Here is a 14,173-nt window from a genome sequence, read left to right on the forward strand (position 1 = left end):
TCCTGAGTTCATCGCCCGCGACGGTCAGGAGCCCACGGACGGGGGCCGTCAAGGAGAAAAGCGTCAGGGTGGAGCGGCCCGCAGGCGCAGCCGAGGACACGGCCTGGCGCGCCTTGACGGCACACGGCCACGGGCTACAGTCGCGAGCAAGGTGATGAAGTCAGGGGAGACGGCTGGACATGGCAACGGCCGCCTCGATGTGCAAACCGTACGCAAGCGCAAGCGCGCAGGCCCGAAGCTGGAAGCCGGGCCGTAGGCGTCAGGGATGTGGAAGGCTGGCGAATGCCAATCCCGTCAGGGATGAGCGAATAGCGAACCTGGAGCAGCGCGGTCCGCGAAGCGGAGACGCAAGGATGCGTTTCGTTTATTATCCATTTGCATCAATGCTTGCTTTTTGCCAAGCACGGACGGTTGGAATTTCTTATCTAACGCTTCATAGAGAATTGGGCTGGAAGAACTCTGCGTTTAGCCTTGGGGATTGCCCACAACTGGAACGGAAAAAAGAAAATGAGAGTAGTTCGTCTAGGCATCTCGAACTTTCGAGGCATCAAGTCTGCGGAACTGCTTTTCGATGGGCACACGCTCATGGTCGGCTCCAACAACGTCGGTAAGAGCACCATCTGCGACGCGTTAGACCTTGTCTTGGGGCCAGATCGACTGAACCGATTCCCACCAATTGACGAGTTTGACTTTTACAACGCCCAGTATCTGGCCACGCCTGCGCAAGAGGGTGCCGAGCCCGAATCAATTCCATTACGCGTCGAAGTCGTCTTGATCGAGTTGAGTGCTGAAATCGACGCCAAGTGTGGTGGCAACACAGAATTCTGGCACTTGGAAGAACAGCGTCTTTTGGGTGCGGGCGAAGTCCAGGCCGCCAACCCGCCACATGTGGTTCCTTGCCTTCGTCTGGAGACCATTGGCAAATACGATCTCGCCGAGGACGAATTCGAAGCCAGGACTTTCTTTTCCCACAGCCCCGACGCACAGGAAGGCACACTGACGCCCGTATCCAAGCCGATCAAGCGGCAGTTCGGATTTCTCTACCTGCGAGCATTGCGGACGGGATCGCGGGCGCTGAGCCTTGAGCGCGGCTCGCTACTGGATATCATCCTACGCACCAAGGGCGTTCGCACGGCCCTTTGGGAAAAGACCATTGAGCGACTGCGCGGCCTCGACATTGAAGCCGACGCCGCCGAGATCGCTCCTGTCTTGCGCTCGGTCGAAAAGCGGCTCGCCCGCTACATTGCACTGGAGTCGCCCGGCAACGCGACGAAGCTGCACGTCTCTGAGCTTACGCGCGAGCATCTTCGCAAGACGATGTCGTTCTTCTTGTCCATCTCTGCGGACCAAGGCCCCGTCCCCTTTCCCCACGCGGGCACCGGCACTGTCAACACGCTCGTGCTCGCTCTGCTGTCGTTCATCGCGGATCTAAAACCCGACACCGTTATCTTCGCCATGGAGGAACCCGAGATCGCAGTACCTCCACACACGCAGCGCCGGATCGCCCAATACCTGCTGACGAAGACCACCCAGGCCTTCGTGACCTCCCACTCACCCTTTGTGATCGAGAAATTCGAACCGTCGAAAACACTACTTCTTTCGCGTGACGGCGGTATGGTCAGCGCGCGCAAGGTCTCCGACGCAACGGGTCTCAAAGACAACGACTACAAGCGCTTCTCTCGCTCGGGGCTGTCCGAATGCATGCTGGGGCGAGCAGCCATCGTCGTCGAGGGCGTCACCGAGCTGCATGCTATGCCCATCATCGCGCGCCGCATGGAAGAAAACGACCCTAACTTGCAGCCCCTGGACATCGCTGGCGTGGCCTTCTTCGACGCCGACGGTGAGTCGAACATGCCTAAATTTGGCAAGTTCTTCAAAACGCTGGGACTGCGCACCTTCGCTTTCTACGACCTCGACTACAAGAAGAAGCGCAAGGCTGAGCAGGCGCAGGCTCTCGCGGAAAATTTCGAGATTAACGTCGAGCACGCCTACAAGGGCTTTGAGGACCTCTTGGTGGCTGAAGTGCCGGTGGATCGGCATTGGTCGTTCCTCGCAAGCCTCAAAGCAAACGGCGAGCATGGCAATATTGCTATCCCCGACGCGCGCCCATCCGACGACGCGGTCAAGGCCATCGCCAAGGAGGCTCTCGGCGGAAACAAAGGCGCAGGCTGGTCGGCCCGCCTTCTTGAAGGGTGCGAATTCAACGAGCTGCCGGCTACCGTCACACAATTCCTCGCGTCCGTGTTCGCTCTTTTCCCGCCGCCTCCGCCCATCGACGAGGGCGGAGGCGAAAACGCCGATCTGTTCGCTTGACCGTGAACGAGCCTTGCCCGCTTCGCGACAGTGTCCTTGCTTGCGACGGGCACGCGCTAGTGACTGGTGGCCCTGGCAGTGGTAAGACGACCATTGCACTGCGAAAGGCGGTCAAGCGTATTCAACAGGGAATGACGCCTGGGCAGTCCGCTCTCTTCCTGAGCTTCTCGCGCGCCGCAGTGGCGCGCATCCTCGACGCGGCCAAGTTAGAAGCTACAGCAGCCGAGCAAGAGCAACTTTCGATCCAGACCTTCCATTCCTTCTTCTGGGACATTCTCAAGGCGCACGCGTACCTGCTCGGTGCCCCGCGTAAGCTGTCGATTTTGCTGCCACAGGATGAGAAGGCTCTGAGCGGCGGCATCGACGACGAGGACGATGAATGGGAGCAATGGCTGGTTGAGCGCGAGCGGCTGTTCCACGAAGAGGGCCGCATCGCGTTCGACTTGTTTGCTCCCAACGCCACTCGCTTGCTCGCTACCAGCGGCCACTTACTTTCATCGCTCGCGCGGCGGCATCCTATCATCATCGTGGACGAAGCCCAGGACACCGGCCAATTTGCGTGGCAATGCGTTGAAATGCTTGCACCACACGCGCAGATCATTTGCCTCGCCGACCTTGAACAGCAAATCTTCGATTACCTGCCCGGCGTTGGGCCCGAGCGGATCGAAGCGATTCGCGCCGCACTTAATCCACTCGAAGTCGATCTAGGCACTCAGAACCATCGCAGCCCAGATTCTGAAATCCTGATCTTTGCCAACGACATCCTGGCCGGGCAGGCGCGCGGTGCGTCCTATAAAGGGGTCTCTTCATTTTCCTATCGGCCAGAGAACCCAACACCAAACTGGAACCATGTTCTACGGCGTGCTATAGCTCAGTTGCTGTCGAGAATCCGCGCGGAGTCCGATTTCCGCCCCAAAACGCTCGCAATCTTGGTGTCAAACAACAAAAGTGCGCTGCGCATGTCCAACGCGCTCAACGCCATCGAACCCAATGTGGGTAAGGCTGTGCGCCACAAACTGCTGTTCGACGAAGCCGAGGCCCTACTCTCGGCACGATTTGCGGCTTTTCTGCTTGAGCCCAAAGACTTTGCACAGCTTGAACTCGATGTCGCAGCCAGCATGGAGTTGATCGCCGCTGCGCGGCGGGCGACCGGCCAAGCCAAAGCCGCCGTGGCCAAACTCTTGGAGCAGGCCGGAAAGATTCGAGGCGGCAAGACCCTCAACATCAACATCGTTAAAGCGTTGCGGGGGTTAATTTCTGGTCTTCACGCCGACGGTTTCACCGGAGACCCAGCCACCGATTGGCTTACCGTCAAACACGCACTTCGAGCCACTGGTCAAAATGAGTTGCTGCGCGTGGCCTCCCAGCTTGACTTCCTAGTCGCCTTCCGACGTGGACATCGAATTTCAGCAGGCTTAGCCAACGAATGGCTGCGCGACGGTGTCTATACGAACGCTCGGTCAGCATTGGACCAAGCCCTCGCACAAGAGCAAATTTTGGATGGTATCGAGGCTCCCGTTGGGCTTCAGGTGATGAACTTTCACAAGGCCAAGGGGAAGCAGTTCGATGGAGTTGTCATTGTCCGAGAAGCACGACGCACGGCTGACGGAGTACAGTCTTCCTTCGTTTGGCGAGGAGATGAGGCGCCACATCCCAAAAGCCGCAAAGTCCTGCGCGTGGGGATCACGCGTGCTCGCATTCACACGTTGATCGTCGATCCCATGTGGCCAGCATGTCCAATTCTTCGCGGACATAAGTTATAGGGGCAAGGCTACGAGCAAAGCTCTGCCTACCGACAGAGTTGACGGACTATTTCGCCGAACTTGAGCCCCTTAGTGGAAATACTCAGTCCAACGCCCGCCCCGGGTAGAACTCGGTCTCATGTCTGAGGAAAAATCCACGGCAAGAGGGGCCGAAGCCCCTTGGTCAGATCAGGCCGCGTTCGGCGAAGGACACGGTGTCGCTTCCCGCCACGATGATGTGATCCAGCGTGCGCACCTCCACCAATGCCAACGCATCCTTGAGCCGTTGCGTCAGCGCCTTGTCTGCCTGCGATGGCTCAGGATTCCCGCTCGGATGGTTATGCGACAGGACAACCGCACCCGCATTGAGCCGAAGCGCAGCCTTGACCACCTCGCGTGGATACACCGATGCACTGTCGATGGTGCCCCGGAACATCTCGGCATACTCGATCAGCCTATGGCGCGTATCCAAGAACATCACCGCGAAGACTTCATGCTCGAAGCCTGCCAGCATGTTGCGCAGGTACTCCTTGACCACTGCTGGCGAACTGAACTCAGCACCACGCTGCATCTTCTGCTCAATGGCCTGGCGTGCCGCTTCAAGAATCTGATCCGCCGACGCCGGCAGGTAGCGCCCCTGGGCGTCACGCACCAGCAAAGCGTCATCGAACGAGGAAAAGGACAATTGCGACATGATCGTGCTCCGGTTGCTCGGGCGGAATTGCCCGGAACCGTGGCCAGCACGGCGCAGCGCAGCCGTCACAGGATCGAAGACGGCCATGGGCCGCAAGCGTGCGAGCACGCGCAGTCCTTTACGGCTGCGACCGCCGTGATACGGTGAAGGGAACAGCAAGCCGCCTACACCTCCACCAGCCACACACCCGCCGTTAGCAAGTGCGCAGCACGCGCAGGCCCGGATCAACGAGCCAGGCCGGAGGCGTCAGGGATCAGCGCCGAATGGCTGTGATTCGACACGAAGCACGGGGCGCAGCCCGTGAGTCCGACGGCGGTACGCCATGAAGCTCGGCCGTCTATCCTCCTTTCATTAATTCAATGATTGTTGTATTATCGAACAATGAACGAAGATCAAGCCGTTTCCGCCCTGAGCGCGCTGGCGCATACCCAACGTCTGCGCGTGTTCCGCGCCCTGGTCGTTGCCGGCCCGGAAGGACTCACGCCCAGCGTGCTGGCCGACCAGCTCGACGTGGCCCGCAACACCTTGTCGTTCCACCTGAAGGAACTGGCCCACGCCGGTCTCGTCACCATCGAACAGCAGGGCCGCAACCTGATCTATCGCGCCGAATACGCCCATATGAACGGCCTGATCGGCTACCTGACCGAACACTGCTGCCAAGGCGGCGTGTGCGAAGTCTCCGAATCCACTCAATGCAACTGCTGACGCCATGACCGACACCACCTACAACGCACTGTTCATCTGCACGGGCAATTCGGCTCGTTCGATCCTCGCTGAAGGGCTGCTCAACGAATTGGGCCAGGGCCGCTTCCACGCCTATTCGGCTGGCAGCCACCCGAAAGGCGAAGTGCATCCGCTGGCACTCGCCACGCTGGAGCGCCTGCGCCTGCCGACGACCGGCTACCGCAGCAAGAGCTGGGACGAGTTCGTAGCGCCGGGTGCGCCGGTATTCGACTTCATCTTCACCGTCTGCGACAACGCCGCCGGCGAGGCTTGCCCGCTATGGCCGGGCAAGCCTGTGTCGGCCCATTGGGGCGTGCCTGACCCGGCAGCGGTCGAAGGCACCGAGGAACAGCAGCGCAAGGCGTTCCTCGACGCGGCGATCACGCTGCGCCGACGCATCGAACTGTTCCTGTCCTTGCCGCTCCAGCGCCTCGATGCCATGTCCTTGCAGCGCGAACTGCGCGATATCGGCCACCAGTGAGGCCAGCCCCGATGACCTCAACCGATACCGCCGGCAGTGTGCCGGCCCCTTCCGCCATGAGCGGCTTCGAGCGTTACCTGACCGTGTGGGTGCTGCTGTGCATTGTCGCCGGCATTGCGCTGGGCCAGTTCGCACCCGGCGTGTTCCAGGCCATCGGCCGCATGGAAGTGGCCCAGGTCAACCTGCCCGTGGGCTTGCTGATCTGGGTCATGGTGATTCCGATGCTACTCAAGGTGGACTTCGGTGCGCTCGGCCAGGTCAAGCAGCACTGGCGCGGCATCGGCGTGACGCTGTTCGTCAACTGGGCGGTCAAGCCGTTCTCGATGGCGCTGCTGGCGTGGATCTTCATTCGCCAGGTCTTTGCCGACTGGTTGCCGGCCGATCAGCTCGACAGCTATGTCGCCGGGTTGATCCTGCTGGCCGCTGCGCCCTGCACGGCCATGGTGTTCGTCTGGAGTCGCCTGACCGGCGGCGATCCGGTGTTCACGCTGTCGCAGGTGGCGCTCAACGACACCATCATGGTGTTCGCCTTCGCGCCCATCGTGGGGTTGCTGCTGGGCCTGTCGGCGATCACTGTGCCGTGGGACACGCTGCTGACCTCGGTGGTGCTCTACATCGTCATCCCAGTCATCCTCGCCCAGCTGTGGCGGCGGGCGCTGTTGCGCCGGGGCCAGGCCGCGTTCGACCGGGCCTTGGAGCGCATTGGCCCGCTGTCCATCGCCGCACTGCTGCTGACACTGGTGCTGCTGTTCGCCTTCCAAGGTCAGGCCATCATCCGCCAGCCGCTGGTCATCGCCATGCTGGCCGTGCCCATTCTGATCCAGGTGTTCTTCAACTCTGGCCTGGCCTACTGGCTCAATCGCAAGGTAGGCGAGAAGCACAACATCGCCGGACCGTCGGCACTGATCGGCGCATCCAACTTCTTCGAGCTGGCCGTGGCCGCCGCCATCAGCCTGTTCGGCTTCCACTCGGGCGCGGCGCTGGCCACCGTGGTCGGTGTGTTGATCGAAGTGCCGGTGATGCTGCTGGTGGTGCGCGTGGTCAACCGTTCACGTGGCTGGTACGAACGCCGCGCTACCACTCCGTAATCTTCAAGGGCATCCCATGAGCACCATCACGATCTACCACAACCCGGCCTGCGGCACCTCGCGCAACGTGTTGGGCCTGATCCGCAACAGCGGCGAGGAGCCGATTATCATCGAGTACCTGAAAACGCCGCCCGACCGCGACACGCTCAAGGCGCTGATCGCGGCGATGGGCGTGCCGGTGCGCTCGGTGCTGCGCGAGAAAGGCACGCCCTATGCTGAACTCGGCCTGGGCGATCCGAAGTGGGACGACGAGCAATTGATCGACTTCATGCTCCAGCATCTCATTCTCATCAACCGGCCGATCGTGGTCACCCCGCTGGGCACGCGCCTGTGCCGGCCCTCGGAAACCGTGCTCGACCTGTTGCCACAGCCGCAGCGCGGCGCGTTCAACAAGGAAGACGGCGAGCCGGTCGTGAACACGGAGGGGCGTCGTGTCTGAGTCCCGTCTCGACCTGCCTAACATCGACACCGCGCTGTTCCAGCGGCCGGACATGGAATGTCTGAAAACTCCCGAACGCGCCACGCACGCGCCGCGCTTCCTGCTGCTCTACGGCTCGCTGCGCGAACGCTCGTTTAGCCGGCTGGCTGCCGAGGAAGCCGCCCGCATCCTGCGGGCGCTGGGCGGCGAGACGCGGCTGTTCAACCCGTCGGGCCTGCCACTGGTGGACGACGCCAGCGAGGATCACCCCAAGGTCAAGGAACTGCGCGAACTGGCGCAATGGGCCGAAGGCATGGTGTGGAGTTCGCCGGAACGCCACGGCGCGATGACCGGCCTGATGAAGACGCAAATCGACTGGATTCCGCTGTCGGTCGGCGCGGTGCGCCCGACCCAGGGCAAAACGCTGGCGGTGATGCAGGTATCGGGCGGCTCGCAGTCGTTCAACGCGGTGAACCAGATGCGCGTGCTGGGCCGCTGGATGCGGATGCTGACCATCCCGAACCAGTCGTCGGTCGCCAAGGCATACCAGGAGTTCGACGAGGCCGGGCGCATGAAGCCCTCGGCCTACTACGACCGCGTGGTGGACGTGATGGAAGAACTGATGAAGTTCACGCTGCTGACGCGCGACGTGGCACCGTACTTGGTCGATCGGTACAGCGAGCGCAAGGAAAGCGCCGAGGCATTGAGCCTGCGCGTCAGCCAGGCGGCGATCTAAACGCCATATCAGGCCTTTCCTGCACCATCGCGCTGCTCGATCTGCAACCGCGCCCGCTCCGTCGCCTGCTGCAACCGTTCGCCCAGCACCGCACGCGGCGGCAAGGTGGTCAGGTACTCGGCGACGTGAATACCGGATTTGTCCAATTCCAGCAACTCGATCTGCTCGCGCTTCTTGCCGGTGCAAAGAATGATCCCCAGCGGCGAGGCTTCTTCCGGCTCGCGCTCGTGCTTGTCGAGCCAGCGCAGGTAAAGCTCCATCTGTCCCTTGTACGCGGCCTTGAACTCGCCAATCTTCAACTCCACCGCCACCAGCCGCCGCAGCTTGCGGTTGTAGAACAGCAGATCAAGATGGAAATCCTCGTCGTCGATCTGGATGCGCTTCTGCCGGGCCAGGAAGGAGAAGCCCGCGCCCAGTTCCAGCAGGAAGGATTCCATTTCGCGGATGATCGCCGCCTCCAAGTCGCCTTCCTGCCAGGTATCCCGCAGCCCCAGGAAGTCGAGGATGTACGGGTCGCGCATGACCAGCGCCGGTGTCATGCGCTGCGCATCGCGCAGGGTCGCCAACTCCTGCGCGATCGTTTCGTCCGGCTTCTTCGACAGTGCCGTGCGCTCGTACAACATCGAGTCGATGCGCTCGCGCAGCGTCCGCACACTCCAGCGTTCGGCACCGGCCATCTGTGCGTAGTAGTCCCGCTGGAGCGGGTCTTTTAGCGGCAACAGGGCCAAGAAATGCGACCAGCTCAATTGTCGTGACAGCGTCACGACAATTGGTTCGTCCGGGTACGTAGCGGCGAACTGCACCATTCGGCGCAGGTTCTTGTCCGCGAAGCTGCGCCCGTAATCGCGGACAAGCTGCTCGGCCAGGGACGGCATGATTTCCTCGCCGTACCCGGCCCGCTGTCCGGCCAGCACCTCGGTATGGATGCGCTGGCCGATACGCCAGAACAGCAGGGTCAGCTCCGCATTGACCGTTGAGGCAACGCGTTGCCGCGACGCTTCGATCAGTGCTCGGATGTCGCCCAGCAGCGCCGACGGCGCTGCGGATGACGTGATGGATGCCTTGCGTTTGCTCATGCCAGGGCCTCCGCCGGTTGCCGCGCGCCCGTGATGGCCTGACGTCGGCTGGCCACCAGCTCGGCCGCATCCCGCACCGGCTTGTCCTCGGTGTGGACGTAGTGCATGAACATCGCCACCGTCTTGTGGCCCGTCAGCTTCATGCCAACCTTGGTCGGCACGCCAGAATTGGCAATGTCGGTAGTGGCCCGATGGCGGATGCCGTGCGTGCCGACGTGCGGCACGCCAGCGGCCTTGAGCACGCGCGTCCAGCCGCAATAGTGCTGGCCAAAAGTCAGGTGCCGGGTCGGATCGTTGGGAGACGGCAGGACGTAGGGGCAACCTTCCAGACGTGGCGCTGTCGAAAACAGCCGATAGGCTTCCTCGCTCATGGGCTTGGAAATGCCGCCGGTCTTGCTGTCGGGCCAGACGACGCGGCGCTTTTCCAGATCAACCCAGTCCCATTCGAGGGGGCAGATTTCGGAGCGGCGGGCGGCGAACTCGAATTGCAGGCGGATCGCCAGCGGGATGACGTAGTTCTCCAGTCCTTCCGCCTCCAGGTGTTCCAAGTGGCGGAAGATCCGCACCAGCTCATCGTCCACGATGAGCCGGGTTTCCTTGCCCGGCGGGTACATCGGGACGTGACGGCACGGATTCGTGCCGTCCGGGCGCAGGCCCCACACTTCGGCCAGGTTGAACATCTTTCGCAGCACGCCGAAGGTCTTGTTCGCCTCCCTCGGCTTATATGCGAGCTTCTTCATCAGCGCGGCCACGTCCGGGCGCTTCACGTCTTGCACCTTCATCCGCCCCATGATGGGGATGATGCAACGGTCGATCACGCCTTGGTAGCTGCGCTGGGTGGTGGGCTTGTTGCGCTGCTTGGAGTAGTCCTCCATGAAGGTGTGGCAATACTCCTTCATGGTCGGTGCCTTGCGGGCAGCGTTCTTGGCCGCACTCGGATCACCGCCCCGGCGCACCTCGGCCAGCCACTCCTGCGCCATGACGCGGGCCTGCTCGACGGTCAGCTCCCCGTACTGGCCCAGGGCGGGCTTGCGACGCTCGCCAGCGTTCGTGCGGTACTGGAGCATGAACACCTTGCGGCCTGCCGGGGTGATCTTGCACAGGAAGCCGGGCACCACGGTATCCCGCAGTTCGATGGCCTTGGCCTGGGGTTGGGCCGCATCGACTGCGGACTTGGTGAGCTTGATTCTTGCCATGATGACTCCTCGGAAACCTCGGTTTCCAAGAGCCGCATAGGAGCCACGCGACCGGAAGCCGGGTCAAGTTTCGGAAAGCACCGGCATATGATGGACGCGCCTAAGTTATTGATAAACCTGCTGTATCGAGGCTTGGCGTAGTCCAGCGAAATGCGGTACTGGAGTCATCGTGAAACAAAAAAAACCCGCTGTCGCGGGTATGGTTCTTGACCTCTTGCCGAGCTCGCCGATCTCGTTCTTCGCGGCGCTTGTCCTTGTGAACCGCGTGTCCGCATGCGTTGAACAGGACTGGAATCAGGGCGTTCCGGGGTTTCAGGCGCTTCTGCTTCTTCATTTCTTCATGCTCCAAGGAAGGTGACCGATCCATGCCTTGGTCACCTTGCCCCCGTGCAAGTTCGCGGCGCGATGCTCAGCGGAACACGATCGTCTTGTTGCCATGCACCAGCACCCGGTCTTCCAGGTGGTAGCGCAGGCCGCGGGCGAGCACGGTTTTCTCGATGTCCTTGCCGTAGCGGACCATGTCCTCGACGGCGTCGGAGTGGTCGATGCGAATCACGTCCTGCTCGATGATCGGCCCCTGGTCGAGGTCGGCGGTGACGTAGTGGCAGGTGGCGCCGATGAGCTTGACGCCCTTGTCGTAAGCCTGGTGGTAGGGCTTGGCGCCAACAAAGCTGGGCAGGAAGCTGTGGTGGATGTTGATGATGCGGCCCGGGTAGGCGGCGCACAGGTCCGGCGACAGAATCTGCATGTAGCGCGCCAGCACCATGGTGTCGCCGTGCACTTCCTCGAAGATGCGCTGCACTTCGGCGTAGGCGGCGGCCTTGTTGTCGGCGGTGACGGGCACGTGATGGAAGGGGATGCCGTGCCATTCGACGACGCCGCGGAAGGTGTCGTGGTTCGAGATCACGCAAGGGATCTCGATGTCCAGTTCCTTCGACTGCCAGCGCGCCAGCAGGTCGTACAGGCAGTGTTCCTGCTTGGAGACCAGCACCACGACGCGCTTCTTGACCGCGCTGTCGGTGATCTTCCAGTCCATCTGCAGTTCTTCGGCAATGGGGCGGAAGCGCTCGCGGAACTCGCTCAGCATGAAAGGCAGCGAGTCGGCGCGGATTTCGATGCGCATGAAGTAGCGCCCGCGCTTGTCGGCCTCCACCGCCGGCTCGGCATGCAGCGCGGTTTCGAGAATCCAGCCTTTGTGTTCGGCGATGAAGCCCGACACTTTGGCGACGATGCCGGTGCGGTCGGGGCAGGAGGCGGACAGGGTGTAGAAGCGTTCGCGGTGCATGAGCGGAGATTGCCGGGATTCGTTGGAGAAGAGACTGCCGCCCCCTTTGGCGGGGGCGGCAAGCGTGAAGATCGGGCCCGGGCCCCTGGCCACGGGGCTCGCAGGATTCAGCCGGCTTTGGCGAAGGCCTTGTCGATCTCGGCGCGCAGGCCGGCGTAGTCGCGCACCACCGGATACTGCGGAAACTCGCGCACGACGTTTTCCGGCGGATGGAACAGGATGCCGCCGTGGGCTTCGCCCAGCATCGCGGTGTCGTTGTAGGAGTCGCCCGCGGCGACGACCTTGAAGTTGAGTTCCTTGAACCGCCTGACCGCCTCGCGCTTCTGGTCAGGCATGCGCAGATGGTAGTCGACCAGGACGCCCTCGTCGTTGGCTTCGAGGCTGTGGCAGAACAGGGTCGGCAGGCCGAGCTGCTTCATCAGCGGCTTGGCGAATTCGTAGAAGGTGTCGGACAGGATCACCACCTGGTAGGTGTCGCGCAGTTCGTCGAGGAACCGGCGCGCGCCTTCCATCGGCCCCATGCTGGCGATGACATCCTGGATGTCGGGCAGGCCGAGCTTTTTCTCCGCCAGGATGTTCAGGCGGTACTTCATCAGCGTGTCGTAGTCGGGCTCGTCACGCGTGGTGCGGCGTAGTTCGGGGATGCCGGTTCGCTCGGCGAATTCGATCCAGATTTCGGGGACCAGCACACCTTCGAGGTCGAGACAGACGATACGCACCGTACGCTCCTGCGGACAAGATTTTGGCAAAGCCGCAATTCTAGCATCGGCGCTCCCGCGCCGAATCGTGTCGGCCCGACAAGGCGTTCCGCGCAAGCATCGACCCGTGCGCAACTTCTCGACTACCGGGCAATCCCAGTGGCGTATGCTGGCACCAGGTGGAATACTCCCGGCAAATGGTGTGCCCGTACCCCTATGATCAAGCTCATTCCCATCGACAAGCTTCAACCCGGCATGTACATCCATGACCTGAACTGCGATTGGATGGAGCACAACTTCGTGCGCAACCGCTTTGCCGTCGATACGGCAGAAGTTGCGGCCAAGGTGCGGGCGCTGGGCGTGCATGAACTCTACATCGACACCGAGCGCGGCCTGGACGTGGCCGAGGCGCCGACGCAGGCGGACCACGCGCACGCGGTGGACAAGGCCATGCACGCCCTCGCGGCCAGCACCACGGCATCGGCGCGCAAGCCGTCGTTCGGGCACGAGGTCGAGCGCGCGCGCCGCCTGCATGGCGAAGCCAATCGCATCGTGCGCGACGTGATGGTCGACGTCCGGCTGGGCAGGCAGATCGAGATGGAACAGATCGAGCCGCTGGTGGCGCGCATCGTCGATTCGATCTTCAGCCGCCAGGACGCCCTGCTGCCGCTGGCGCGGCTGAAGGCGCACGACGAGTACACCTTCCAGCACTCGGTTTCGGTCTGTGCGCTGCTGACCTCGTTCGCGCGCGCGCTGGAACTGCCGCGCGAGATCATCCACGAGATCGCGGTCGGCGCCCTGCTGCATGACGTCGGCAAGGCCAGGGTGCCCGACGACATCCTGAACAAGCCGGCCAAGCTGACCGACGCCGAATTCGTGAAGATGAAGAGCCACGTCGTGCAGAGCAAGATCATCCTGGGGGCCACGCCGGGCATCAGCGACATCGCGCTGGACGTCGCCGCGCAGCACCACGAACGCTTCGACGGCACCGGCTACCCGAACAAGCTCAAGGGCGACGAAATCAGCCTGTACGGCCAGATGGGGGCGATCGTCGACGTCTATGACGCCATCACCTCGAACCGCGTCTATCACAAGGGCATGCCGGCCACCGAGGCGCTGCGCAAGCTGCTGGAATGGAGCAAGTTCCACTTCAAGCCGGAACTGGTGCACGCCTTCATCCGCGCGGTCGGCATCTACCCGACGGGCTCGCTGGTGCGGCTCGAAAGCCAGCGCCTGGCAGTGGTGCAGTCCCAGAACACGGAACAGTTGATGCAGCCGGTGGTGAAGGTCATCTTCCATATCCACGGCCACTACCTGAACCCCGAGACCATCGACCTGCGCCGCTCGCAGGACCACATCGTCGGCCACGAGGATTTCGACGCCTGGAACATCGATCCGGCGCTGTGGCTGCCGGCCTGAGGCGCGGCCGCAAGGCTCAATCGGCCGGAATCGCCTCCAGCGCCTCGTGCAGTTCGAGCCAGCGCAGCTCGGCCTCCTCGATGCGCCCGGCCAGCTCCGCCTGGCGCTTGTTGAAGGCCGGCACCTCGCCGGCCTGCTGGCCGGTGTACAGGGCCGGATCGGCCAGGCGCGCGTCGATCTCGGCCTTTTCCTTGCTCCATGCCGCCAGGCGCTTGTCGATCTGCTCGATCTCCTTCACCAGCGGGCGGCGCGCGGCCAGCCGCGCCTGGCGGTCGGCCGCGGCCTGGGCGCGGTCGGCCTTGCG

The 14,173-nt window shown here is 62.5% G+C and carries 14 protein-coding genes and 1 pseudogene; 9 read left to right on the plus strand and 6 right to left on the minus strand.

Going from position 1 to position 14,173, the window contains the following annotated elements:
• Window positions 1-507: 507 nt before the first annotated feature.
• Both C666_RS06985 and C666_RS06990 read left to right on the plus strand, forming a co-directional pair.
• The gene (locus C666_RS06985) at window positions 508-2,313 is read left to right on the plus strand and encodes an ATP-dependent nuclease (RefSeq protein ID WP_004335990.1); all 1,806 of its coding nucleotides are present in this window, start codon (window positions 508-510) and stop codon (window positions 2,311-2,313) included.
• A 2-nt stretch (window positions 2,314-2,315) separates the two neighbouring features.
• Window positions 2,316-4,076 carry a UvrD-helicase domain-containing protein gene (locus C666_RS06990; protein ID WP_028792029.1) on the plus strand — a complete coding sequence of 587 codons (1,761 nt, stop codon included), beginning with the start codon at window positions 2,316-2,318 and terminating at the stop codon, window positions 4,074-4,076.
• 163 nt (window positions 4,077-4,239) lie between these two features.
• On the opposite strand, the gene radC is transcribed toward C666_RS06990, so the two are convergent.
• On the minus strand, window positions 4,240-4,836 hold the full coding sequence (radC, locus tag C666_RS06995) for a RadC family protein (RefSeq protein ID WP_425427281.1): 597 nt from the start codon (window positions 4,834-4,836) through the stop codon (window positions 4,240-4,242).
• 294 nt (window positions 4,837-5,130) lie between these two features.
• On the opposite strand from radC, the gene C666_RS07000 reads away from it, so the two are divergent.
• The 5 genes from C666_RS07000 to arsH are packed head-to-tail and all read left to right on the plus strand — an operon-like array spanning window position 5,131 to window position 8,195.
• On the plus strand, window positions 5,131-5,454 hold the full coding sequence (locus C666_RS07000; RefSeq protein WP_004335993.1) for an ArsR/SmtB family transcription factor: 324 nt from the start codon (window positions 5,131-5,133) through the stop codon (window positions 5,452-5,454).
• Window positions 5,455-5,458: 4 nt separating this feature from the next.
• On the plus strand, window positions 5,459-5,953 hold the full coding sequence (locus C666_RS07005; RefSeq protein WP_004335994.1) for an arsenate reductase ArsC: 495 nt from the start codon (window positions 5,459-5,461) through the stop codon (window positions 5,951-5,953).
• 11 nt (window positions 5,954-5,964) lie between these two features.
• Window positions 5,965-7,041, plus strand: coding sequence for an ACR3 family arsenite efflux transporter (arsB, locus tag C666_RS07010; RefSeq protein WP_004335995.1), 1,077 nt, complete (start codon window positions 5,965-5,967; stop codon window positions 7,039-7,041).
• A 16-nt stretch (window positions 7,042-7,057) separates the two neighbouring features.
• A complete protein-coding gene (gene arsC, locus C666_RS07015; protein ID WP_004335997.1) occupies window positions 7,058-7,480 on the plus strand; it encodes an arsenate reductase (glutaredoxin) in 423 nt (140 codons plus the stop codon).
• A complete protein-coding gene (arsH, locus tag C666_RS07020) occupies window positions 7,473-8,195 on the plus strand; it encodes an arsenical resistance protein ArsH (RefSeq protein ID WP_004336000.1) in 723 nt (240 codons plus the stop codon). The genes arsC and arsH overlap by 8 nt, the downstream gene beginning before the upstream one ends.
• Before the next feature lie 8 nt (window positions 8,196-8,203).
• Here the strand turns inward: arsH and C666_RS07025 are convergent, their stop codons facing one another.
• Window positions 8,204-9,271 (minus strand): PDDEXK nuclease domain-containing protein, encoded by a 1,068-nt coding sequence (locus C666_RS07025; protein WP_004336001.1) that lies wholly within the window; start codon window positions 9,269-9,271, stop codon window positions 8,204-8,206.
• Entirely contained in the window at window positions 9,268-10,467 is a 1,200-nt protein-coding gene (locus tag C666_RS07030; RefSeq protein WP_004336004.1) for a tyrosine-type recombinase/integrase, read from the minus strand. Before C666_RS07030 ends, C666_RS07025 begins: the two co-directional genes overlap by 4 nt.
• A 169-nt stretch (window positions 10,468-10,636) precedes the next feature.
• Here C666_RS07030 and C666_RS20390 point away from each other — a divergent pair, with 169 nt between their 5' ends.
• Complete coding sequence (locus C666_RS20390) at window positions 10,637-10,825, plus strand: hypothetical protein (RefSeq protein ID WP_154666135.1); 189 nt, start codon at window positions 10,637-10,639, stop codon at window positions 10,823-10,825.
• 51 nt (window positions 10,826-10,876) lie between these two features.
• On the opposite strand, the gene purU is transcribed toward C666_RS20390, so the two are convergent.
• Both purU and thrH read right to left on the minus strand, forming a co-directional pair.
• Entirely contained in the window at window positions 10,877-11,752 is an 876-nt protein-coding gene (gene purU, locus C666_RS07035) for a formyltetrahydrofolate deformylase (protein WP_004336009.1), read from the minus strand.
• Between the two features lie 107 nt (window positions 11,753-11,859).
• Entirely contained in the window at window positions 11,860-12,471 is a 612-nt protein-coding gene (gene thrH, locus C666_RS07040; protein ID WP_004336010.1) for a bifunctional phosphoserine phosphatase/homoserine phosphotransferase ThrH, read from the minus strand.
• A gap of 195 nt (window positions 12,472-12,666) precedes the next feature.
• Here thrH and C666_RS07045 point away from each other — a divergent pair, with 195 nt between their 5' ends.
• Entirely contained in the window at window positions 12,667-13,869 is a 1,203-nt protein-coding gene (locus C666_RS07045) for a cyclic di-GMP phosphodiesterase (protein WP_004336012.1), read from the plus strand.
• Between the two features lie 16 nt (window positions 13,870-13,885).
• Here the strand turns inward: C666_RS07045 and C666_RS07050 are convergent.
• A pseudogene (locus C666_RS07050) lies at window positions 13,886-14,173 on the minus strand (ABC transporter ATP-binding protein); the annotation flags it as partial.

This window comes from Thauera linaloolentis 47Lol = DSM 12138 (assembly GCF_000310205.1).
Lineage (GTDB): Bacteria > Pseudomonadota > Gammaproteobacteria > Burkholderiales > Rhodocyclaceae > Thauera > Thauera linaloolentis.

Bases quoted from the DNA above. Each gene is read 5' to 3' on its own strand.
- purU (WP_004336009.1), bottom strand. From the start codon at position 11,752: ATGCACCGCGAACGCTTCTACACCCTGTCCGCCTCCTGCCCCGACCGC.
- C666_RS07000 (WP_004335993.1), top strand. From the start codon at position 5,131: ATGAACGAAGATCAAGCCGTTTCCGCCCTGAGCGCGCTGGCGCATACC.
- arsB (WP_004335995.1), top strand. From the start codon at position 5,965: ATGACCTCAACCGATACCGCCGGCAGTGTGCCGGCCCCTTCCGCCATG.
- arsC (WP_004335997.1), top strand. From the start codon at position 7,058: ATGAGCACCATCACGATCTACCACAACCCGGCCTGCGGCACCTCGCGC.
- C666_RS07005 (WP_004335994.1), top strand. From the start codon at position 5,459: ATGACCGACACCACCTACAACGCACTGTTCATCTGCACGGGCAATTCG.
- C666_RS07045 (WP_004336012.1), top strand. From the start codon at position 12,667: ATGATCAAGCTCATTCCCATCGACAAGCTTCAACCCGGCATGTACATC.
- radC (WP_425427281.1), bottom strand. From the start codon at position 4,836: ATGGCCGTCTTCGATCCTGTGACGGCTGCGCTGCGCCGTGCTGGCCAC.
- C666_RS06985 (WP_004335990.1), top strand. From the start codon at position 508: ATGAGAGTAGTTCGTCTAGGCATCTCGAACTTTCGAGGCATCAAGTCT.
- C666_RS07030 (WP_004336004.1), bottom strand. From the start codon at position 10,467: ATGGCAAGAATCAAGCTCACCAAGTCCGCAGTCGATGCGGCCCAACCC.
- C666_RS07025 (WP_004336001.1), bottom strand. From the start codon at position 9,271: ATGAGCAAACGCAAGGCATCCATCACGTCATCCGCAGCGCCGTCGGCG.